We start from the raw sequence: 19,817 nt of genomic DNA, 5'->3' as shown, positions 1-19,817 counted from the left end.
GTCAGTCAGCCGTCTTCACCAACTTGAACGGCATGCTGATGAACAACGGCTTGCTGATTCCGCATGCGCCACTGGGCCCCGTGGTCTGATCCTCGCCTACGAGCGTTGTCGACCCCGGGTCGGTCATGCTGCCGTCTTCGATGACCGGTACGAATCTGAAGACCTGCAGCCCCGGCTCAGCAGTGCCATCCGGACACGGCTCCCAGTTATCTACTGTGTGCTTGACGTACCAGACGCCACTGGTCTTGTAGATCGGTGCGGTCCAGCCGAAGTCACTGACCACCGTGCCCGTGCACTCTGTGGGATAGCTGCATTCCGTCGAAATGGTCCACGTGCTCCGTAGGCTTGCCTCTTCCCGGAAAACTTCATTCTTCTTCGCGTACTCACCGTTTGAGGTCGCGATGTAGGTGCCATTCAGCCCCCACTCGTCGTCCGAAGCGATTGCGGTGGGCGTGGATTCGAGTCCGACGACTCCCATCGCCAGTGCCGCGATGGCGACTCGCATAACCCGCATCGACCGCTCCTTAGGCCAGGAAAACCGTTAACAGAACAGAGTAGAACCGATACACGGGTGCCGGGGTCGATGATCCGTTCAGCGGGATATCGAGGACCGGCGTCGGGCCAACCGTGGGCCGTCGAGACTACGGTTTGTGACGGGATTCGGCTGAAAGGTCGTCAGAAACCGTAGTCTCGGCGCTCCGAAGGTCGGGTTAGCGGGCGACGATGACTGAGGAGCCGTGTCCGAATAGGCCTTGGTTGGCGGTGATGCCGACGGTGGCGTTTTCGACTTGGCGTCCGGTGGCTTGGCCTTTGAGTTGCCAGGTGAGTTCGCAGACTTGTGCGATTGCTTGTGCGGGGATGGCTTCGCCGAAGCAGGCCAGCCCGCCTGAGGGGTTGACCGGGATGGTGCCGCCGATGGTGGTGGCGCCGCTGCGCAGCAGTTGTTCGGCTTCGCCTTTGGCGCACAGCCCGAGGTGCTCATACCAGTCCAGTTCCAGGGCGGTGGAGAGGTCGTAGACCTCGGCCAGGCTGAGGTCTTGGGGGCCGATCCCGGCTTCGGTGTAGGCGGCGTCGAGGATTTGGTCTTTGAAGACTCGCTGGGGGGCGGGTGCTGCGGCGGTGGAGTCGGTGGCGATGTCGGGTAGTTCGGGTAGGTGCTGGGGGTATTGCGGGGTTTGCAGGCTGATCGCGCGCACTGAGGGCACCCCGGCGACGGTACCGAGGTGTTTTTCGGTGAACGACTTGCTGGCCACGATCACTGCGGCTGCGCCGTCGGAGGTGGCGCAGATGTCGAGCAGCCGTAGGGGATCAGAGACCACCGGGCTGGCCAGCACGTCGTCGACCGAGCTTTCCTTGCGGTAGCGGGCGTTGGGGTTGTTGAGGCCGTGGCGGGCGTTTTTGACCTTCACCTGGGCGAAATCCTCGAGTGTGGCGCCGTAGAGGTCCATGCGCCGGCGCGCCAGCAGCGCGAAGTACACCGTGTTGGTGGCCCCGATCAGATGGAAGCGCTGCCAGTCGGGGTCGTTTTTGCGTTCACCGCCGACCGGGGCGAAAAACCCTTTGGGGGTGGTGTCGGCGCCGATGACCAGCGCGACGTCGCACAAGCCGGCCAGGATCTGGGCGCGGGCGCTCTGCAAGGCTTGTGAACCGCTGGCGCACGCGGCGTAGCTGGAGGTGACCGGGACGCCGTTCCAGCCCAGCTTTTGGGCGAACGTCGCCCCGGCGACGAACCCCGGATAGCCGTTGCGGATGGTGTCGGCACCGGCGACGAGCTGGATCTGGCGCCAGTGCAGGCCGGCGTCGGCCAGCGCGGCGCGCGCGGCCACGACGCCGTATTCGGTGAAGTCGCGGCCCCATTTGCCCCACGGATGCATCCCCGCACCCAGGATGTAGACCGGTTCAGGGCTCATGAGGCGATCCTCCAGGCGTGTACGACGCGTTCGACGCCGTCGTCATCGACGTACAGCGCCATGGTGGTCAGCTCCATCGGCATGCCGACCTTCAGGTCGGCGGCCAGTGTGCCCTCCACGACCTTGCCCAACACGATCAGACCCTCGTCGGCCAACTCGACTGCGGCCACCGCGAACGGCTCGAACGGGTCAGGTGCGGGGTAGGGAGGTGGTGGGGCATAACGGTTTTCGGTGTAGCTCCACAGCGTCCCGCGCCGCGACAACGGCACCTGCGCCAACTCGTCACCCTCACAGGCCGGGTTGGGACAGTTGTTGGCACGCGGCGGGAACACAAACGTCCCACACTCATGACACTTACCGCCGATCAGATACGCCGCACCCGACTCATCGGTAGCGAACCACCCATCAACCGCGGCCTGAGACTTGTCGATTGCGTGCTTCATCACCCGCCATCCTGCGCACTGCGACAGCTAGGGAACAATCGGGTCTCCCGGTGAGCGGCATCGAGCAGCTACGGGAGTCGGCGGGGAAGATATAACGGACGTATCAGGCCCGCCTGCCTTCGTGGGAGTAAAGCCAAAGCCATGTCCGCTGGGAATCGAGGGGAACAGCCGACATCGGCGGTGCTTCGTCGGGTCGGCGTATCAAGCCTCATCGGCACCGCGATCGAGTACTACGACTTCCTGATCTATGCGAGCCTTGCTGCATTGGTGTTTGGCAAGGTGTTCTTTCCGAACTCCGACCCGGCGGTCGCAACGATCGCCTCGTTCGGAACGTTCGCGGCCGGATATGTAGCGCGGCCCATCGGGGGAATCCTGTTCGGTCACTTCGGTGATCGCCTCGGTCGCAAGTCGGTCCTCGTTCTCACAATGACGTTGATGGGCATCTCCAGCTTCCTGATCGGGCTGCTGCCGGGCTACCACGCGATCGGTGCTGCGGCGCCCGTGCTACTTGTCGTACTGCGTGTCATCCAGGGTGTGGCACTCGGCGGTGAGTGGGGCGGGGCGACGCTCATGGCGGCCGAACACGCGCAACCGACGCGTCGGGGATTCTGGAATGGGTTGGTGCAGATGGGGTCTCCCATCGGGGCGCTCCTCGCCACAGTGGTCGTCACGATTGTCACATGGCTGCCCGAGGACGATTTGCTGTCGTGGGGATGGCGCATCCCATACCTGCTCAGCGCTGTACTGCTGGTGGCGGGCCTCTATATCCGCGTCAGCATTCCTGAAAGCCCGGCGTTCCACGAAGTTACCGCTCCGGAACGCATTCCTCTGATGAAAGTCTTACGCCAACCGTCACAGTTTCTCCTTGCGTGGGCAGTGGGCATCGGCCCCTTTGCTTTGACGGCGTTGCTCAGCACCTACATGATCAGCTATGTCACGACGATCGGCTATGACGCGTCGGACGCCATGACCGGCGTGCTGCTCTTGTCGTTGACTGCGCTCGTCGCCATTCCGATGTTCTCCGCCATCTCTGACCGCTTCGGCAGGCGCGCAATCATTCTTGTAGGCGCCGTTGGCATTGTTGTCTTCGCTTGGCCGATGTACGCGTTGGTCGACAGTCGCTCGGTGCCGATGCTCTTCATCGCCATGGTCCTTGGTCAGGTGTTGCAGTCCGCGATGTACGCGCCGCTGGGGGTATTGCTGTCAGAGATGTTCGGAACGAGCGTTCGTTATACGGGAATTTCGATGGGATACCAGCTTGCCGCGCTCATCGGGGGCGGGTTGACTCCACTTCTCGCGAGCGTTGTACTGGCTGGCGATGTTCGCAGCACGCCGTTGGCGGTACTGGCCGCGGGCTGCGGTGGTGTCACCATCCTTGCCATTGCGCGCGTGAGAAACCCAGGCGCCGTCGATCTCACGACAATCGAGGACTGGCCTCAGTCGAATGCCGGCGGATTACGGGCCGAGCCTGACGAATTGTCCCGTTAGCAGGGACGTGACCACTCGCATGACGTCTAGGCCAGCGACCATAATGCTGAATCGTCTGGAGGCCGTCGTGAAAACCGTGCTGCAGTTCATAGCCATCGTCGTCACCTCCTGCGCTCTGATCCATCCCGCGAGCGCCCATGCCGACACCGTCTACGGCAACTTCCAGATGAACGTCGAAGGCAGGTATGACTTCCACACCTGGTTGTGGGCGATGTCCAGATGCCCCGGCGAATGCGTGCACGTCCAAGCGATACCGCAACCCATCGCGAAGGCATATCCCTACAGTGGAGACGCCAACCTCGTCGATGGGAAGTACACGCTGGTCGTTGATGTACCTGACGGATTGCGCTGCGGCAATGTGTATTACGGCCCCGTCATTCCGACGCGGGACGTCTATACATGGGATGCACAGACGAGAACGGGCGTTCTTGAATCGCACTTCGCGACGGGCTGTGACGGTGCCCCCGGAGGCACCTTTACATACCCCTTCACCCTGGTGCGTTTATAAATCTCGAACGGCCTGCCGCTCGGCACGCGTCGGCTGGCCGATCATTCCGCCGGTTCGTTCACCTTTTCGGCATTCTCTGCTGTTTCCGGTTCATCCTCCGGTTCGTCACCCGAGCCTGGGGGTGCCTCGATCGCACGCTGACCGTCACGTTGTCGCTCCAATGACAACGCGACGCCGAGAGCCAGGAAGAACAGGATGAACAGCGGCGCACCGAGATAGGCATTCATGGGGCCGCCTGGCGAGATGAAACTTGCAGGGGGACCGATGATGGTGATCGTTTCGATCAGCTGCTCGACCGTGAAGACCGCGGCGGCGGTCCCCAGCCACCGTGGGAAGTGTCCGGCGTTCGCAGCCACCAGGATCGGTATCGCGACCATGATCCCCGCGATCGTCCGCAGCGGGCCCCACATGGTCACGACGTCGGCGATCGTGCGTGCGGTGGCGGAGCCGAGCTGTCCAGGGTGCAGAGCAAGTCCCGCGGTGAACCACGTCGCGACGAACACCTGGATCAGCACCGCCGCGGCGCCGATGGTGAACACGTAGCTAGACGGGCCCGTCAGCCGCTCGCGCGCATACCCGAGCACCACCACCAACGCCAGCGAGCCGAACGCCAGCAACAAGGCCTGCGCGCGCAATGCCCCTGAGTGCTCTTCGATGTGGGAAACGATGTCGTATCCGGGCTTGTCGATGCCGGGCAGCTTCGGAATTGCCAGCAGCGCAACGCCGTACAGCACCGCGAACGCAATAGCAGCGATCATCGGCGCACGACGATCCATATTGCACTCCCTGTGTGCCGCGATTGCCCTGTGACGCGGACGCCGGAAATCCATCGTAGACAACGCGGTTATCCACAACCGCCATTTGATCCCCAGTTGCGCCCGCGTGTCCCCGAGCGCGGCGGAGTCGGTCGGCGTTCACGCCTACCTTCGGCTCATGCGAACGGAATTGCCTAGCGAGCGGCTTCACCGGCGTCTCGGCTCCGAGAGTGAACCCGAGACCGGCACCGATGCCGAGCCGCAGCCGGACACGTTGTTGTCCCGATGGTTGCCCGAATCAAAGTCGGATGGCCCGTCGAGTTGGGTGGCGGCGATACGAGCCGATCCTGGACGTGCCGGAGTCGTCGCGTTGGGCGGGGTCGGCGTCGTTGCGGTGCTGGTGACGCTGTTCACGCTGGCACGTGACGAATCTCCGCCCGTGGCGTCGGCCAAACTGCCACCGGTGCAAATGGTCTCGTCGGCGAGTCCGAAACCACCCGCCGGCGCGCCGGCGCCAGACCAGCCGGTGGTCGTCAGCGTGGTCGGCCTGGTGGGTAAGCCCGGGCTGGTCACGCTGGATCCCGGCGCCCGGATCGCGGACGCGCTCACCGCCGCAGGCGGCCCGCTCGATGGCGCCGATCTGGTGGATCTGAACATGGCCAGACGCCTCGCTGACGGTGAGCAAATCGTCGTCGGCATCGCGCCCGCACCGGGAGAGCCGACGGTCATGGGCAGCTCGGTCAGCCCCGGTGCGAGCCCGGCCGCGTCGTCCGCGGAGCCTCCGGCCTCGGGAACCGCCGACGCACCGCCGGACTCGGTTGACCTGAACACCGCGACCGTCGAGCAGCTGGACACGCTGCCCGGAGTCGGCCCGGTGACCGCGGCCGCGATTGTGGCCTGGCGGGACGCGAACGGACGCTTCAGCAGCGTTGACCAACTCGGTGATGTCGACGGCATCGGGCCGGCGCGGCTGGACAAGCTTCGCGATCGCGTCCATGTGTGACACCGGTGGATGCGGGCGGCACAAGATTCGACCTGCGTCTGGTTCCGGCGGCGATAACCGGCTGGTCGGTGACGGCGGCCGGAATCCTGTGGCAGATACCGGGTTCGGTGATCGCACTGGCGGTGGGGGTCGCGGTCACCGGGGTGGTGGGGTGGTGGCGGCGTGGCCGCGGTGAGGACACGGATGATCGCGCCATCGGTGCGGGGGTGGTCGCGGTGGTCGTGGTCGGCGTGGCGTTCGCGATCTCGATCGGGCTGCGCGTCGATGCCTTGCGGCAGAACCCGATCACCCAGCGCTACGGCACGCTCGCCACCGTCGAGGTCACACCGACCGAAAGCCCACGGCGGCTGGGCGGCAACCGGACGATGTTTCGTGCGTCCGTGAGGACGCTCGACGGACACGACGCGACGGGCAGGGTCGTCGTATTCGGCTCGGCCCAAACCTTTTCGGGGCTCGCCGCCGGCCGTCCTGTCGGCTTTCGGGCGCAAGTCGGCCGGCCGACACGGTCCGACCTCACGGTTGCGGTGCTGTCGGCGACTGGTCGGCCGACGTGGGGCGAAGCGGCAACGCTGTACCGAGCCGCGCATGGAATCCGCACCGCGTTCGCCGAGGCGGCGCGGCGTGCGCTACCAGCCGATCAGGCGGCGATGCTGCCCGCGTTGGTGCTGGGTGACACGTCGGCCCTCTCGCAGCAGACCACGGCGGAGTTTCGCGCGTCGGGGTTGACCCATTTGACTGCCGTATCAGGCGCGAACGTGACCATCGTGTGCGGCGCGGTGCTGTTGAGTGCCGGGCTGGTCGGTCCGCGTGCGGCCGCCGTGCTGGCGGCGTTCGTGTTGCTCGTGTTCGTGATCGTCGTGCAGCCGTCGGCCAGTGTGCTGCGCGCCGCGATCATGGGTGCGGTCACGTTGTTGGCGGTGGTGTCGCACCGTCGCCGCCAAGCACTTCCGGCTTTGTCGGCGACGGTCCTGGCGTTGATGGTCGCCTCGCCGGAGCTGGCCGTCGACGTGGGTTTCGCGCTGTCGGTGTCGGCGACTGCAGCGCTGGTCGTCATCGCACCGGCATGGTCGCGGCGCCTGGTCGACCGCGGCTGGCCCAAGCCGCTCGCCGATGCGGTGTGCGTCGCGATAGCCGCCCAACTGGTGACCGCACCGCTGATCGCCGGCATCTCAGGAAGGTTCAGCGTCGTGTCGGTCGCTGCCAACCTGGCCGTCGCCGCGATGATCCCACCCATCACCGTCCTCGGGACCTCCGCCGCGGCCCTTTGCCCGGTCTGGCCCGCCGGTGCGGATCTGCTGATCCGGTTCACCGGACCCGAATTGTGGTGGCTGTCAACGGTCGCCAGGTGGGCGGCGAAGGTCCCGGGCGCCGCGCTCTCCGTGCCGTCCGGACTGCCGGGCGCCGTCACCGTCGGTGCAGGGGGACTAGCCGCGGTGGTGATGTGGCGGTGGCGATGGACACGGATCGGTGTATGCGTGGCGGTCGTGGTCGGGCTGGCGTGGACGGTGTCGGGTCTGTCGGGTGGACATGACACGATCGTGGGGTGAGTGAGGACGCGGCACGCCTGCACCTGGTGCTCGGGGACGAAGAGTTTCTGGTCGAACGCGCGGTGTCGAGTGTGCTCCGCGCCGTTCGTAAGCACGCAGGCACCGGCCCGCATGAGACCCAAGTCCCGGTAGACCGGATGCGTGCCGGCGAGGTCAGCACCAGCGAGCTCGCCGAACTGCTCAGCCCATCATTGTTCGCCGAGGAACGGGTGATCGTGCTGGAGTCCGCAGCCGACGCGGGCAAGGACGCCGTTGCGCTCATTTCCGACGTCGCCGCCGACCTGCCGCCGGGAACCGTGCTGATCGTCGCCCATTCGGGCGGCGGTCGCGCCAAGGCCCTGGCCGACAAGCTCAAAAGCATGGGTGCAGAGGTTCACCCCTGCGCCCGCATCACCAAGTTCGCCGAGCGCGCCGACTTCGTCCGGCGCGAGTTCCGTGCGCACAAGGTCAAGGTCAGCGACGACACAGTGACCGCGCTGCTCGACGCGGTGGGGTCCGACATCCGCGACCTGGCCTCGGTGTGCTCGCAACTGGTCGCCGATACCGACGGCGAGGTGGACGCCGCCGCCGTGCGCCGCTACCACTCCGGCAAGGCCGAGGTGAAGGGTTTCGACATCGCCGACAAGGCGGTCGTAGGTGACGTCGCGGGCGCTGCTGAGGCGCTGCGGTGGGCCATGATGAGCGGCGAGCCCCAGGTCGTATTGGCTGATGCTCTGGCCGAGGCCGTGCACACCATCGCCCGGGTGGCACCACTGTCCGGAGATCCCTACCGGCTGGCCGCCGAACTGGGCATGCCGCCGTGGCGCGTGCAGAAAGCGCAGAAGCAGGCGAGACGGTGGTCGCGCGCGTCGGTCGCGGAGGCGGTGCGACTGGTCGCAGCGTTGAATGCGGACGTCAAGGGAGCCGCAGCGGACGCCGACTACGCGTTGGAGTCAGCGGTGCGGAAGGTCGCCGAACTCGCCCAGGGCTGAGCGGGCTCAGATCTTGTTGAACGCGCGGGCCAGCGCCGACTTGCGGTTGGCGGCCTGGTTCTTGTGGATCACGCCTTTGCTGGCGGCCTTGTCGAGCTGGCGGCTGGTCGAGACCAGCAACTCGCCGGCCTTGTCCTTGTCGCCGGACTCGACGGCTGCCCGGAATCCGCGGACCGCCGTATGAAGCGACGACTTCACCGACTTGTTGCGCAGTCTGCGGCGCTCGTTGGTCTTGATGCGCTTTTCCTGCGACTTGATGTTGGCCACGCGTGTTTTCCTTCGTAAATCCAGGTTGGCTTGTTGCAAAGACTGGTGGCGCCCGACCTGCGGGCAGCGAGGGTTCAGATTACCAGCGTGATGGGTAATTGCCCAAAGTGAGCGCGCTGGCCTGCCGGAACGCGACAGTTGGTGCAGCATGTCAAAGGTGAGTCTGCGAACCCTGCCAGCCGACAGCACTCGGTCGTCGCGCGCCCGGTCCCCCAAGCCCCGCCGCCATGAAGGCGTTTTCGGTGGCTACAACAACCTGGGGTCGTATGCGAAGGCCTTCGACGAGATGTTCGACGCGCAGGGCAACGTGCGGGGCCCCTACAAGGGCATATTCGCTGAGCTGGCACCGTCTGACGCCTCGGAGTTAGCGGCCAGGTCCGAGGCCCTGGGGCGTGCCTTCGTCGACCAGGGCATCACCTTCTCGCTGTCGGGCCAGGAGCGGCCGTTCCCCCTCGACCTCGTCCCCCGGGTGATCTCGGCTGCCGAGTGGACCCGGCTGGAGAAGGGCATCACCCAGCGGGTCAAGGCGCTCGAGGCCTACCTGGACGACATCTACGGCGAGCAGGAGATCCTGCGCGACGGCGTCATCCCGCGCCGGCTGGTCACCTCGTGCGAGCACTTCCACCGGCAGGCCGCCGGGATCAACCCGCCCAACGGCGTGCGCATCCACGTCGCCGGCATCGACCTGGTGCGCGACGCGCAGGGGTCGTTCCGCGTCCTGGAGGACAACTTGCGGTCGCCATCCGGCGTCTCCTACGTGATGGAGAACCGGCGCACCATGGCGCGCGTCTTCCCGAATCTGTTCGCGACCCACCGGGTGCGCGCCGTCGGCGACTACTCGTCGCATCTGCTCCGGGCGCTGCGCAACGCAGCCGCCTCGAACGAGGCCGACCCGACGGTCGTCGTGCTGACGCCCGGCGTCTACAACTCGGCGTACTTCGAACACTCGCTGCTCGCCCGCCAGATGGGCGTCGAACTCGTCGAGGGGCGCGACCTGTTCTGCCGCGACAACACCGTCTACATGCGCACCACCGAGGGCGAACGTCAGGTCGACGTCATCTACCGGCGCATCGACGACGACTTCCTCGATCCGATGCAGTTCAATCCCAACTCGGTGTTGGGCGTCGCAGGTCTGCTCAACGCCGCACGCGCGGGCAACGTTGTGATCTCCAGCGCGGTCGGCAACGGCGTCGGCGACGACAAGCTCGTCTACACGTACGTGCCCACGATCATCGAGTACTACCTGGGTGAGAAGCCGCTGCTGGCCAACGTCGACACCTACCGCTGCTGGCTCGACGACGAACGCGAAGAGGTCCTCGACCGGGTGGGCGAGCTCGTCATCAAACCGGTCGAAGGATCCGGCGGATACGGCATCGTGTTCGGCCCCGACGCTTCCGAAAAGGAACGCGCCGCGATCACCAAGAAGATCCGCAACGACCCGCGCGGCTGGATCGCTCAGCCGGTGGTTCAGCTGTCCACCGTCCCCACCCAGATCGGCGACAGTCTGGCGCCCCGGCACGTCGACCTGCGCCCGTTCGCCGTCAACGACGGCGACGAGGTCTGGGTCCTTCCCGGCGGACTGACCCGCGTCGCGCTGCCGGAAGGGTCGCTGGTGGTCAACTCCAGTCAGGGCGGCGGATCGAAGGACACCTGGGTGCTGGCCTCGCGGGCCTCGGTGGCCGACCGCGAACTCGCCGCCGCCGAAGTGGTCCGGTCACTACCGAAGGCACCCAAGGCGCCGAAGAGCGACAACGGGTCGGAGAGCTCACAACAGCAACAGCAACAGCAGTCGCAGAGTTCGACGAACGGGCAATCGGGTCAGCAACAGCAACAGCAACAGCAACAGATGAGGAGCCAATGATGTTGGCCCGCAACGCTGAATCGCTGTACTGGATCGGACGCTACGTCGAGCGCGCCGACGACACCGCCCGCATTCTCGACGTGACCGTCCACCAGCTGCTGGAGGACTCCAGCGTCGATCCCGACCAGACATCGCGGACACTGCTGCGCGTGCTGGGCATCGACCCACCCGCACAGCCGTTGGACGTGTGGTCGCTGACCGACATCGTCGCGTTCGGCCGCGACACGTCCGGGGCATGTTCCATCGTCGAGGCCATCTCTGCCGCGCGCGAGAACGCCCGCGGCGCCCGCGAAGTCACCTCGACCGAGATGTGGGAGTGCCTCAACACCACCTACAACGCGCTTGCCGAACGTGAGCGCGCCGCGAAACGTCTTGGACCCCACGAGTTTTTGTCGTTTGTCGAAGGGCGCGCCGCGATGTTCGCCGGGTTGGCGGACTCGACGCTCAGCCGTGACGACGGATACCGGTTCATGGTGCTGGGCCGCGCGATCGAACGGGTCGACATGACCGTGCGGCTGCTGCTGGCCCGCGTCGGCGACAGCGCGTCGTCGCCCGCCTGGGTTACCGTGCTGCGCTCTGCGGGTGCGCACGATACCTACCTGCGCACCTACCGTGGTGTGCTCGACGCCGGCCGAGTCGTCGAGTTCATGCTTCTCGACCGGCTTTTCCCGCGGTCCGTTATGTATTCGCTGCGGCTGGCCGAGCACAGCCTCGACGAACTGCATCACCGGGCCCACAACCGTGTCGGCGCCACCGCGGAGACGCAGCGGTTGCTGGGCCGTGCGCGTAGCGAGCTGGAATTCCTGCAGCCGGGGATGCTCCTCGAATCGCTCGAACAACGCCTGGCCGGGCTGCAGAAGACGTGTGCCGATGTCGGAGATGCGTTGGCATTGGAGTACTTCCATTCTGCGCCGTGGGTCGCGTGGACAGACGCAGGCCGCCACGGCCCGCTGGTCATCGAGGAGGGTGAAATCTGATGTGGCGGCTGAGGGTGGTGCATTCCACCGGCTACGCATACAAGTCGCCGGTGACGGCGTCCTTCAACGAGGCGAGGTTGACGCCACGATCGGATTCGCGCCAGAACGTCATTCTCAACCGCGTCGAGACCATCCCCGCGACAAGGTCATACCGCTACGTCGACTACTGGGGCACCGCGGTGACCGCGTTCGACCTGCACGCTCCACACACCGAGCTGGAGGTGACGTCGTCGTCGGTGGTGGAGACCGATCGCGACGACATGCCCAAGACGGAAGTCGGTTGGGAGGACCTGCATTCGGAAGCGGTCGTCGACAAGTTCGACGAAGTGCTCAGCCCGACGGACTACACGCCGACCAGTAAGCGGATCGCGCGGGTAGGGCAACGCATCGCCAAGTACCACGACCCTCACGAAGCCGTCATCGCCGCGGCGAACTGGGTGCACAGCGAACTCGAATACGTGCCGGGAACCACTGGTGTGCACTCCTCGGGGCTGGACGCGCACCGCGAAGGCAAGGGTGTCTGCCAGGATTTCGCCCATCTGACGCTGATCCTGCTGCGCAGCATGGGAATTCCCAGTCGCTATGTGTCGGGGTATCTGCATCCGAACAAGAAGGCCAAGATCGACCAGACCATCGACGGCCAGAGTCACGCGTGGATACAGGCGTGGACGGGCGGCTGGTGGAACTACGACCCCACCAACGACTCCGAGATCAACGAGCAGTACGTCAGCGTCGGAGTCGGCCGGGACTATTCGGATGTCAGCCCGCTCAAAGGCATCTACTCCGGCGAAGGTTCGACCGACCTCGACGTCGTCGTGGAGATCACCCGCCTGGCCTGACCGTGCGTTACCTACTGGGTTTGGTGCATACCCCGGGATGGACCTCGACGCGGTGCAGGTCGTCGCCCACCTCGATCTGTCTGTCGAACGCGGTTGCGGCCAATGCACGCCACTCGTCTTCTTGGCCGGGCGCGATCGCGGGCACGTAGTGGGTGAGGATCAGGATGCCGACCCCGGCCCGTGCCGCGGTGGTGGCGGCCTCCTCGACGGAGGAGTGGTAATCGCAGATATCGCGGATGCGTTGCATGGGCATGGCGTCGATCAGATCCTTGCGAATCACCGTGTGCACCAACGCACCTGCACCGGATGCCAGGGCGTCGAGGCTTTCACACGGCACGGTGTCGCCGGCCAGAACCACGGAGGCACCGGCGTGCTCGACGCGGAAACCGATGGTGGGAGCCACCGGACGGTGATCGGTCGGTGCCACCCGGATCTGTACACCGTCGTGATCCCACACCGGGCCGTCGGTGTATTCGCGCACCTCCACCGGCGGCGGCGAGTTGAGGTCCGCGTGATGAGCGATGCGGTACCCGATGTCGAATCCGAACGCCTTGAGCGTGGCGTCGACCACCTCGGCGGTACCGGGAGGGCCGATGATCAGCAGTGGGGAGGGTTCGGGGGTGAAGTTGGAGACCCAGCGGGTGATGATCAGGTCACCGAGATCGGCGATGTGGTCACTGTGCAGATGCGTCAACAGCAGTGCGGTCAGCGCGCCTGCGCTGCTTCCCGCGGCGGTCAGCCGTTGCTGCACACCGCGGCCGCAGTCGACCAGGAAGGTCTGACCACCCGCTCGCACCAGGGTGGATGGACCCGCCCGGTTCGCATCGGGGATGGGGCTTCCGGTACCGAGCAGCGTGACCTCAATCATGGGGCTAGATATACCTGAATCGCTGGGCCAGGTACACCGGCTCGGTGAGGCGACCGCGCCTATTCGCGGCCGGCGGACACCCACCCCAGGTTGGCGAAGCGCTGACCCGTCACCGTCGCCGCCGCAGCGTCCAATGCTTCGATCTGTTGCGGTGTCAACGTCACCCACAGCGAGCCGAGGTTCTCCTCGACCCGCGCCGCCCGGCGGGTTCCGGGGATCGGCACCGCGGCCACTCCGAGGGTCTGGGCGCGGTACCGCAGCCAGGCCAGTGCCACCTGCGCCGGTGTCGCATTCTGTTGTTCTGCCACCGACTTCACGAGTTCGACGACCGCGAGGTTGGAGTCGAAGGCGTCGTCGCTGAACCGGGGCATTTTCCGGCGGAAGTCCGTGGCAGGCAGGTCGTCGACGGCGCTGATGGTTCCGGTGAGGAAGCCGCGGCCCAGGGGCGAATACGGAACGAACCCGACACCGAGCTCGGCGGCGGCCGGCACGACGTTGGTCTCGACGTCACGGCTCCAGATCGACCACTCGCTCTGCACTGCCGCGATGGGATGCACCGCGACGGCGGCCCGCAGTTCATCGGCCGTCACCTCCGACAACCCGAGGTGGCGAACCTTGCCCGCGGCCACCAGTTCGGCCATGGCGCCGACCGTTTCCTCGATCGGCACGCTCGTATCGCGTCGGTGCATGTAGTAGAGGTCGACGACCTCGGTCTGCAGCCGCTGTAGGCTCTCGTCGATGCATTGGCGGACGTAGGCGGCGTCACCGCGCGCGACGAGCTGGCCCGCCGCGCGATCGGCCGGGTTGCCGACGATGCCGAACTTGGTGGCCAGCGTGACCTCGTCGCGACGATCGGCCAGAAGCTGAGAGATCAGCCGCTCGTTGCTGCCGTTGCCGTAGATGTTGGCGGTGTCGATGAAGGTGACACCGAGGTCCAGGCAGCGATGCAACGTCGCAAGCGACTCCGCGTCGTCCACCTCGCCGTAGACCGGCGTCAGCGCCATCGCACCGAAACCGATTGCACTGACCTTCAATTCGTCACCCAGAGTGACGGTGGGCGCGGAGTGCGGAGTAGTCATGGTTCTCCATTTCATGTCGACGGTCTGAACCTAGCGAGAGACAAGAAGGTGCAGCGGCGGGTACCACCGTTCTATTCCTTCACAGGGAGCTTTCAGCGTTTTTTGGGACACCGATGCCAAAAGCTTTCGCGCAGCGCGACTCGGACATAGCCTGATGTGAGGCAGGTCATGAGCGGAGGCAACGATGCGGATCGCGGACGTATTGCGGAACAAGGGTGCGTCGGTGGCGACCATCACCCCGGAGACGTCGGTATCCGGGCTGCTCACCGAGCTTTCTGTGCACAACATCGGCGCGATGGTGGTGGTCTCGCCCGACGGAGTGATCGGCATCGTCTCCGAGCGCGATGTCGTGCGGGCGTTGCAGCAGCGCGGCGCCGAGCTGCTGCGGCAGCCGGTGTCGGAGATCATGACCTCGTTCGTGGCGACATGCAGCCTGAACGACACTGTCGACAGTCTCAGCGCGCTGATGACCACGAAGCGGGTCCGGCACATCCCCGTCATGGAGAACGGCCGGCTCGCCGGAATCGTGAGCATCGGCGACGTCGTGAAAACGCGGATGGAAGAGCTCGAAGCCCAGCAGGAGCAGCTGCAGGCCTACATCACCCGTGGCTGACATCGAGGTCGAGCCTGCTCAGCGGCGTCAGGTGGGCGGTATGGCGACGGTGCTGGCGCGCGCGTTCTACGACGACCCGGTGATGTCATGGATGCTGCCCGACGACCGGACCCGGCTCAAATCGCTGACGCGGGCCTTCTCCGGTCTTGCGCGACATCATTTCCTGCCCCGCGCGGGGTCTGAGGTCGCCCGGCGCGACGGCTCGGTTGGTGCGGCCACGCTGTGGGATCCGCCGGGTCAGCGCAAGGCCGGCTGGTTCGAACAGCTCGCGATGATGCCCGTGATGCTGTGGGCGTTTCGCTCGCGGGCGCAGGCCAGCATGCAGGTGATGGAGCTGATGGAAGAGCACCATCCCGAGGAACCGCATTGGTATCTGATGGTGATCGGCAGCGACCCGTCGGTGCGCGGTGCGGGTTTCGGGCAGGCGCTGATGCGTTCGCGCCTGGACCGCTGCGACGCCGAAGGTGTGCCTGCGTATCTCGAGAACAGCAACCCGCGCAACGAGTCCTACTATCTGCGGTTCGGATTCGAGGTGATGGGGGAGATCAAGTTGCCGGATGGGGGGCCCTCGATGTGGCCCATGTGGCGCGAGCCACGATGAGGCAGAAGTGGCGGGAGCCACGATAGCTACTGGTCTGGGGCGTTGTGGGTGCCGCGCAGCCCGAAGCGGTGCTGACGGCCCCAACGCTGCCCGCCGCTGAGGAAAGCGAACCACCCCAAAAGCGCGCCGCCATGCAGCATCAACCGGAATGTGACCGGTTCGACGATCGTCATCAGGGTGATACCGACGAGGCTCCCGCGGCCGGGGTCGCCGACCCACCATCGGTAGCGGCGCATGGCCCACACCCCGAAAACCACGTCGATGGCGAGCTTTCCCGCGACGACGAGAAGCACCGGACCGAGTATGTCGGTTTGCCTTGTCACCGCGTAACCGATCAGCAGTCCGAAGGCCACGAGTCCGAAGATCGGCGTGAGGGTGTCGACGGCCTTGATGGGCAGCATCACGGTGCCGAGTCGACCCATGCGTCGGTCGCCCGTCATCGCGCGGTACCACCACTGCGTCTGCAGGAAGCCGCCGAACCAACGGCGTCGCTGCCGCAGGAAGGCCGCCACCGAACCGGGCGCCTCGGTGCGGGCCTGCGCACCGCCCAATACCTCGAACTTCCATGGCAGCCCATGTTCTCCCGCATACCGGCGCAGCCGGTGCACCAGCTCGTAATCTTCGACCATGCAGACCTCGTCGAAGCCGCCGAGCTCGACGACATGTTCGCGCCGAAAGCCCGCGAACGCACCCGATATCAGTTGCAGGCAGTCGATCCGCATGAACGCATAGCGGCCGAGAAAGTTTCGGACGTATTCGTATGTCTGGAAGAACTGCCAGATCCGCCCGACGAACGTGGGCCGGCACACCGGTGTGATGATGCCGGTTACGCCCGCCAGATTCGGATCACGCGAGAATGCTTGACGCACAACACCGATGGCCGGCCGCTCGAGGAGCGTGTCGCCGTCCACGGTGACCATGATATCGGTATCTGTCGCGGTGATCGCCGCATTGAGCGCCCGAGCTTTTCCTCCGTGGGACAGTCGCAGCCACACGATTGACGTCGTCCCGTGCGTCACGGTCGATTTCGCGCCGACGTCGGGTTCCACTAGGCCGAACTCAGCGCGCAACACCTCGGCGGTGGCGTCGGTGGAACCGTCGTCGGCGACGACGATCTCGTCGGGTGGGTCGTCCTGACTGAGCAACGCCCCGACCGTCGCGGGCAGCACGGCCGCCTCGTTGTGCACCGCTATCAGTACCGACAGGCTGAGGCGGACGGCCGCCTCCGCGCGATGGCTGTCACCCGTCGAGATGAGATCACGGATCTGCCAGGCGGTGAAGCCGACCAAAACCGTGTCATAGGCGAGGTAGGCCAACCCGACCGACCATGCGAACAGCCCGCCCCTGCCGAAGGCATTCAGGAACAGCGCCACCCAACACACAAGCACAGCAAGGTGGATGAGCACGCTGACGGCAGGCGTCGGCGGCGGCGTGAGCCTCGATGAGTAGCGACGCAGTGCGGTAGCGAGTTGTTCGGACAACACGTGAGATTGTATTCATGCAGATCGGTGGCGGAGGGTTCAGGCGAATGACCGTCGAGCGGGTGTCCTGATGGCGTGGGCGCTGCCGATCGCCCTCGCGTCGGCCGCCGTCACGGCGATCGGGTTCAGCGCGTTGCTGTTCCCGCGCAAAGCATCGGCCGGTGAGCGCCTGCTGGGAGGTGCGCTGCTGACCGCGGTCACCGTGGTTGTCGGGGTGCGCGCATTGGGCGCAATAGGCGCGCTGACGACGGCGGTGCTGCTCGGTGCAAGCGTCATCGTGTCCGCCACTGTTGTTGCGGCCGTGTACATCCGGGGGCTGCCGTGGCCGCGGGTGCGCCTGCCGGCGACCGTCGAAACGGTGCCCGTGTTGCTGGTCGCCGGGGGCGGTTTGGCGATCGCGGTGACGGCGGCCTACCTGTTGCCGGTCTGGCAGTGGGATGCGTTGGGCTACCACCTGCCGTATGTGAACTTCGCGTTGCAGCACGGCACTTTGACCGATGTCCCCGCCGATGTCCCCTACATCTCGAGCTATCCGCACAACGTCGAAAACGTCTTCATCGCCTGGCGTGCGCTGATCCCCGACGACCAGTTGGTCGAACTCGGTCATCTGCCGTTCGGGTTGCTCGGCGCTCTGGCGATTGCGGTGATCGCTCGCGGGCAAGGCGCACGGTCGGCTACTGCAGTCGCGGCCGGTGCAGCGTGGCTGACGCTGCCCGCGGTGTTTCTGCAACTGCCGACGAACTACGTCGACGTCGCGTCAGCGGCGCTGTTGCTCACCGCGATCGCGTTCGTGCTGGGACCCGTCGACCGCACCAGACTTCTTCTCGCGGCGACAGCGCTCGGCCTTTTCGTGGGCTCGAAACCCAGCGCGCCCGTGGCCGCCCTCGTCGTGTTCGCCGCACTGGTCGTGATCGCGTGGCGGTCCGGTTGGTGGCGCACACTCGGCGTCGCGGGCGTGCTCGTGCTGCTGCTCGGTGGCGAAACCTACGTGACCAGCATTGTGCGACAAGGCAATCCGGTATGGCCGGTGCGCATCGACATCGGTCCGATGCACCTGCCCGGCCGGTATCCGATGTCAGAACTTCTGGCCTCGGGGGCTGGTGCGCCGCGCACCAGCGGCAACGTCGTCGAGCGAATCGTCACCTCGTGGACGACGATCTGGCCTCCGGTGCCGGCATTCGATATGCGCATCGGCGGGCTCGGTCTGTTGTTTCTGGTCGCCCTGCCGGTCGCCGTGGTCCGCGCGGCCCGGACACGCTCGGTACTCGTCGCGCTCGTCTTCGCCGCGACGCTCGCCACGCCCGATCCCGCGGTCGCCCGTTTCGTGCTCCCGTTCGCCGGATTGGTGCTCGCCTTCGCGGCGCCCGCGATCGACCACCGGCGACTGGGCCGGTCGGCGCGCGTCGCGGTGTTCGGCCTCGTTGCCCTCGTCGCCGCACACAACATCTACGTCGCCTACCCCGGGTTGACCGGAGAGGGGCCCACGCTGCGCGCCTATTTCGGCATGACCGATGACGAGCGCCGCAGATCCGTCGGGGCCGAAGGCCCGCCGACAAAGTTCCTCGACGCGGTCGCCAGGGTGGGTTCCGGCGAGATCACACTGTTCGACGACACGCTCGAGCTGCCGTATTACGCCTGGCCGCCCGATCTGTCCCGCAGCGCGGTACGCATCCCCGACGACGCCACGGCCGAGGCCGCCGACCGTCTGGTGCACGACGACAACGTGCGGCTGCTCATCGTCGGGCAGCGCACCGCCGCGGGCGAGGCCGTGCGTCGTGACCCAGCTGGCTTCATCCGGTTGTTTGATTGCAGGTCGTCGACGTGCTCGGTGTATCTGCGACGTTGACATCTCCGATGCCGAGCAGACGCAAAAACCCCCGACACGTCGCGAAATGGGGAGTTCGCGTTCCCCTACCTACGGTGTGGGCCCAGCTCGCGGAAGGAAATCAGCTCCAGGAGTACTCGGCGCGCAGCCGCGCGGCGACCACCTCGAACGTCTCCCGCGCAAGGATCGCGCCTTCGCGGCGGATGCCCTCTTCGGGCACATCCAGCACGCGGTCCAGCCGCACCCAGCTGGCCCTGCTCTCGTAGTCCCAGGTGCCGCGGCCGATGCTGACCCAGTTGGGGTCGTCGCGGTGGTGGTCCTGGCTGGACAGCATCAGGCCGAGCAGGGTGGCCCGGTCGCGTCCCACGACGAGCACCGGCCGGTCCTTGCCCTTCGAGGGGTCGTCCTCGTAGACGACCCAGGTCCACACGATCTCCCCGGGGTCGGCGCGGCCGTCGAGTTGGGGGGCGTAGATCACCTTGCGGGCCCGGTGCGCGGTCGGCACGAAGTTCTGGCTCACCGGACGGCCTGCGGTGATCGCGCGGGGTTCCTCGGCCGGGGCACCCACGATGGCGTCGATACCGAGCTTGATGCCCTGCTGGATACCGCGGGTCACGGTCTCGGACTGCAGCTGCTGGCGGATGAACTTCGGCGCCTCGTTGAACACCAGGTTCTCCGCAAAGCGCTGGAAGGTCTTCGGTACTTTCCAGGGCAGAGCCATATTCACGAGCTTAGGCGAAGCCCAGTTGCCGCGATTGTGTCGACTGGGGCCCGGCTAGAT

The 19,817-nt window shown here is 66.0% G+C and carries 20 protein-coding genes; 11 read left to right on the top strand and 9 right to left on the bottom strand.

The window, feature by feature from the left end; genetic code table 11:
• Nucleotide 1: 1 nt before the first annotated feature.
• The 3 genes from H7J93_RS25095 to H7J93_RS25085 all read right to left on the bottom strand — a co-directional run bounded on the left by H7J93_RS25095 (nt 2) and on the right by H7J93_RS25085 (nt 2,353).
• The gene (locus H7J93_RS25095) at nt 2–514 is read right to left on the bottom strand and encodes an Rv2253/PknI dimerization domain-containing protein (RefSeq protein WP_499893076.1); all 513 of its coding nucleotides are present in this window, start codon (nt 512–514) and stop codon (nt 2–4) included.
• Nucleotides 515–710: 196 nt separating this feature from the next.
• Nucleotides 711–1,910 (bottom strand): lipid-transfer protein, encoded by a 1,200-nt coding sequence (locus tag H7J93_RS25090; protein WP_267309002.1) that lies wholly within the window; start codon nt 1,908–1,910, stop codon nt 711–713.
• On the bottom strand, nt 1,907–2,353 hold the full coding sequence (locus H7J93_RS25085) for a Zn-ribbon domain-containing OB-fold protein (protein ID WP_267309001.1): 447 nt from the start codon (nt 2,351–2,353) through the stop codon (nt 1,907–1,909). Before H7J93_RS25085 ends, H7J93_RS25090 begins: the two co-directional genes overlap by 4 nt.
• 180 nt (nt 2,354–2,533) lie before the next feature.
• Between H7J93_RS25085 and H7J93_RS25080 the strand changes: the two genes are divergently transcribed.
• Together H7J93_RS25080 and H7J93_RS25075 are read left to right on the top strand one after the other, a co-directional pair.
• Complete coding sequence (locus tag H7J93_RS25080; RefSeq protein WP_308204958.1) at nt 2,534–3,841, top strand: MFS transporter; 1,308 nt, start codon at nt 2,534–2,536, stop codon at nt 3,839–3,841.
• 76 nt (nt 3,842–3,917) lie between these two features.
• Nucleotides 3,918–4,349 carry a hypothetical protein gene (locus tag H7J93_RS25075; protein WP_372508031.1) on the top strand — a complete coding sequence of 144 codons (432 nt, stop codon included), beginning with the start codon at nt 3,918–3,920 and terminating at the stop codon, nt 4,347–4,349.
• A 41-nt stretch (nt 4,350–4,390) separates the two neighbouring features.
• Here the strand turns inward: H7J93_RS25075 and H7J93_RS25070 are convergent, their stop codons facing one another.
• Nucleotides 4,391–5,125: a hypothetical protein gene (locus H7J93_RS25070; protein WP_267308998.1), complete on the bottom strand. Its 735-nt coding sequence runs from the start codon at nt 5,123–5,125 to the stop codon at nt 4,391–4,393.
• A gap of 157 nt (nt 5,126–5,282) precedes the next feature.
• Here H7J93_RS25070 and H7J93_RS25065 point away from each other — a divergent pair, with 157 nt between their 5' ends.
• The 3 genes from H7J93_RS25065 to holA are packed head-to-tail and all read left to right on the top strand — an operon-like array spanning nt 5,283 to nt 8,625.
• Nucleotides 5,283–6,107, top strand: a complete 825-nt coding sequence (locus H7J93_RS25065; RefSeq protein WP_267308997.1) for a ComEA family DNA-binding protein — start codon at nt 5,283–5,285, stop codon at nt 6,105–6,107.
• A 5-nt stretch (nt 6,108–6,112) separates the two neighbouring features.
• Nucleotides 6,113–7,654, top strand: coding sequence for a ComEC/Rec2 family competence protein (locus tag H7J93_RS25060; protein WP_267309009.1), 1,542 nt, complete (start codon nt 6,113–6,115; stop codon nt 7,652–7,654).
• Nucleotides 7,651–8,625, top strand: coding sequence for a DNA polymerase III subunit delta (gene holA, locus H7J93_RS25055; protein ID WP_267308996.1), 975 nt, complete (start codon nt 7,651–7,653; stop codon nt 8,623–8,625). Before H7J93_RS25060 ends, holA begins: the two co-directional genes overlap by 4 nt.
• A gap of 6 nt (nt 8,626–8,631) precedes the next feature.
• Here holA and rpsT read toward each other — a convergent pair whose 3' ends face one another.
• Nucleotides 8,632–8,892, bottom strand: a complete 261-nt coding sequence (gene rpsT, locus H7J93_RS25050) for a 30S ribosomal protein S20 (protein ID WP_267308995.1) — start codon at nt 8,890–8,892, stop codon at nt 8,632–8,634.
• 157 nt (nt 8,893–9,049) lie between these two features.
• On the opposite strand from rpsT, the gene H7J93_RS25045 reads away from it, so the two are divergent.
• Genes H7J93_RS25045 through H7J93_RS25035 form a run of 3 tightly spaced genes read left to right on the top strand, consistent with a single transcriptional unit; the run spans nt 9,050 to nt 12,569 of the window.
• Nucleotides 9,050–10,753, top strand: a complete 1,704-nt coding sequence (locus H7J93_RS25045) for a circularly permuted type 2 ATP-grasp protein (RefSeq protein WP_372508028.1) — start codon at nt 9,050–9,052, stop codon at nt 10,751–10,753.
• Nucleotides 10,753–11,730 carry an alpha-E domain-containing protein gene (locus H7J93_RS25040; protein ID WP_267308993.1) on the top strand — a complete coding sequence of 326 codons (978 nt, stop codon included), beginning with the start codon at nt 10,753–10,755 and terminating at the stop codon, nt 11,728–11,730. The genes H7J93_RS25045 and H7J93_RS25040 overlap by 1 nt, the downstream gene beginning before the upstream one ends.
• A complete protein-coding gene (locus H7J93_RS25035) occupies nt 11,730–12,569 on the top strand; it encodes a transglutaminase family protein (protein ID WP_267308992.1) in 840 nt (279 codons plus the stop codon). Before H7J93_RS25040 ends, H7J93_RS25035 begins: the two co-directional genes overlap by 1 nt.
• A 7-nt stretch (nt 12,570–12,576) precedes the next feature.
• Here the strand turns inward: H7J93_RS25035 and H7J93_RS25030 are convergent, their stop codons facing one another.
• Both H7J93_RS25030 and H7J93_RS25025 read right to left on the bottom strand, forming a co-directional pair.
• Nucleotides 12,577–13,437 carry a ribonuclease Z gene (locus tag H7J93_RS25030; protein WP_267308991.1) on the bottom strand — a complete coding sequence of 287 codons (861 nt, stop codon included), beginning with the start codon at nt 13,435–13,437 and terminating at the stop codon, nt 12,577–12,579.
• A 59-nt stretch (nt 13,438–13,496) separates the two neighbouring features.
• Nucleotides 13,497–14,516, bottom strand: coding sequence for an aldo/keto reductase (locus tag H7J93_RS25025; protein WP_267308990.1), 1,020 nt, complete (start codon nt 14,514–14,516; stop codon nt 13,497–13,499).
• A 184-nt stretch (nt 14,517–14,700) separates the two neighbouring features.
• On the opposite strand from H7J93_RS25025, the gene H7J93_RS25020 reads away from it, so the two are divergent.
• Complete coding sequence (locus H7J93_RS25020) at nt 14,701–15,129, top strand: CBS domain-containing protein (protein ID WP_267308989.1); 429 nt, start codon at nt 14,701–14,703, stop codon at nt 15,127–15,129.
• Nucleotides 15,122–15,730, top strand: a complete 609-nt coding sequence (locus tag H7J93_RS25015) for a GNAT family N-acetyltransferase (protein WP_267308988.1) — start codon at nt 15,122–15,124, stop codon at nt 15,728–15,730. The genes H7J93_RS25020 and H7J93_RS25015 overlap by 8 nt, the downstream gene beginning before the upstream one ends.
• 26 nt (nt 15,731–15,756) lie before the next feature.
• Here H7J93_RS25015 and H7J93_RS25010 read toward each other — a convergent pair whose 3' ends face one another.
• Nucleotides 15,757–17,211, bottom strand: a complete 1,455-nt coding sequence (locus H7J93_RS25010) for a glycosyltransferase family 2 protein (protein WP_267308987.1) — start codon at nt 17,209–17,211, stop codon at nt 15,757–15,759.
• 70 nt (nt 17,212–17,281) lie between these two features.
• Here H7J93_RS25010 and H7J93_RS25005 point away from each other — a divergent pair, with 70 nt between their 5' ends.
• On the top strand, nt 17,282–19,057 hold the full coding sequence (locus H7J93_RS25005; protein ID WP_267308986.1) for a hypothetical protein: 1,776 nt from the start codon (nt 17,282–17,284) through the stop codon (nt 19,055–19,057).
• Between the two features lie 100 nt (nt 19,058–19,157).
• Here H7J93_RS25005 and H7J93_RS25000 read toward each other — a convergent pair whose 3' ends face one another.
• On the bottom strand, nt 19,158–19,757 hold the full coding sequence (locus H7J93_RS25000; protein WP_267308985.1) for a type II toxin-antitoxin system PemK/MazF family toxin: 600 nt from the start codon (nt 19,755–19,757) through the stop codon (nt 19,158–19,160).
• Nucleotides 19,758–19,817: the final 60 nt, after the last annotated feature.

This window comes from Mycobacterium barrassiae (assembly GCF_025822765.1).
GTDB classification, from domain to species: Bacteria; Actinomycetota; Actinomycetes; order Mycobacteriales; family Mycobacteriaceae; genus Mycobacterium; species Mycobacterium barrassiae.
Note: the sequence above shows the minus strand (reverse complement) of the source record. Positions and strands in the feature narration are given on the sequence as shown.

Excerpts from the sequence above, each read along its gene's own strand:
- H7J93_RS25065 (WP_267308997.1), top strand. The coding sequence starts at position 5,283 with ATGCGAACGGAATTGCCTAGCGAGCGGCTTCACCGGCGTCTCGGCTCC.
- H7J93_RS25090 (WP_267309002.1), bottom strand. The coding sequence starts at position 1,910 with ATGAGCCCTGAACCGGTCTACATCCTGGGTGCGGGGATGCATCCGTGG.
- H7J93_RS25005 (WP_267308986.1), top strand. The coding sequence starts at position 17,282 with ATGGCGTGGGCGCTGCCGATCGCCCTCGCGTCGGCCGCCGTCACGGCG.
- H7J93_RS25040 (WP_267308993.1), top strand. The coding sequence starts at position 10,753 with ATGTTGGCCCGCAACGCTGAATCGCTGTACTGGATCGGACGCTACGTC.
- H7J93_RS25035 (WP_267308992.1), top strand. The coding sequence starts at position 11,730 with ATGTGGCGGCTGAGGGTGGTGCATTCCACCGGCTACGCATACAAGTCG.
- H7J93_RS25000 (WP_267308985.1), bottom strand. The coding sequence starts at position 19,757 with ATGGCTCTGCCCTGGAAAGTACCGAAGACCTTCCAGCGCTTTGCGGAG.
- H7J93_RS25085 (WP_267309001.1), bottom strand. The coding sequence starts at position 2,353 with ATGAAGCACGCAATCGACAAGTCTCAGGCCGCGGTTGATGGGTGGTTC.
- H7J93_RS25020 (WP_267308989.1), top strand. The coding sequence starts at position 14,701 with ATGCGGATCGCGGACGTATTGCGGAACAAGGGTGCGTCGGTGGCGACC.
- H7J93_RS25025 (WP_267308990.1), bottom strand. The coding sequence starts at position 14,516 with ATGACTACTCCGCACTCCGCGCCCACCGTCACTCTGGGTGACGAATTG.
- H7J93_RS25030 (WP_267308991.1), bottom strand. The coding sequence starts at position 13,437 with ATGATTGAGGTCACGCTGCTCGGTACCGGAAGCCCCATCCCCGATGCG.
- H7J93_RS25095 (WP_499893076.1), bottom strand. The coding sequence starts at position 514 with ATGCGGGTTATGCGAGTCGCCATCGCGGCACTGGCGATGGGAGTCGTC.
- H7J93_RS25070 (WP_267308998.1), bottom strand. The coding sequence starts at position 5,125 with ATGGATCGTCGTGCGCCGATGATCGCTGCTATTGCGTTCGCGGTGCTG.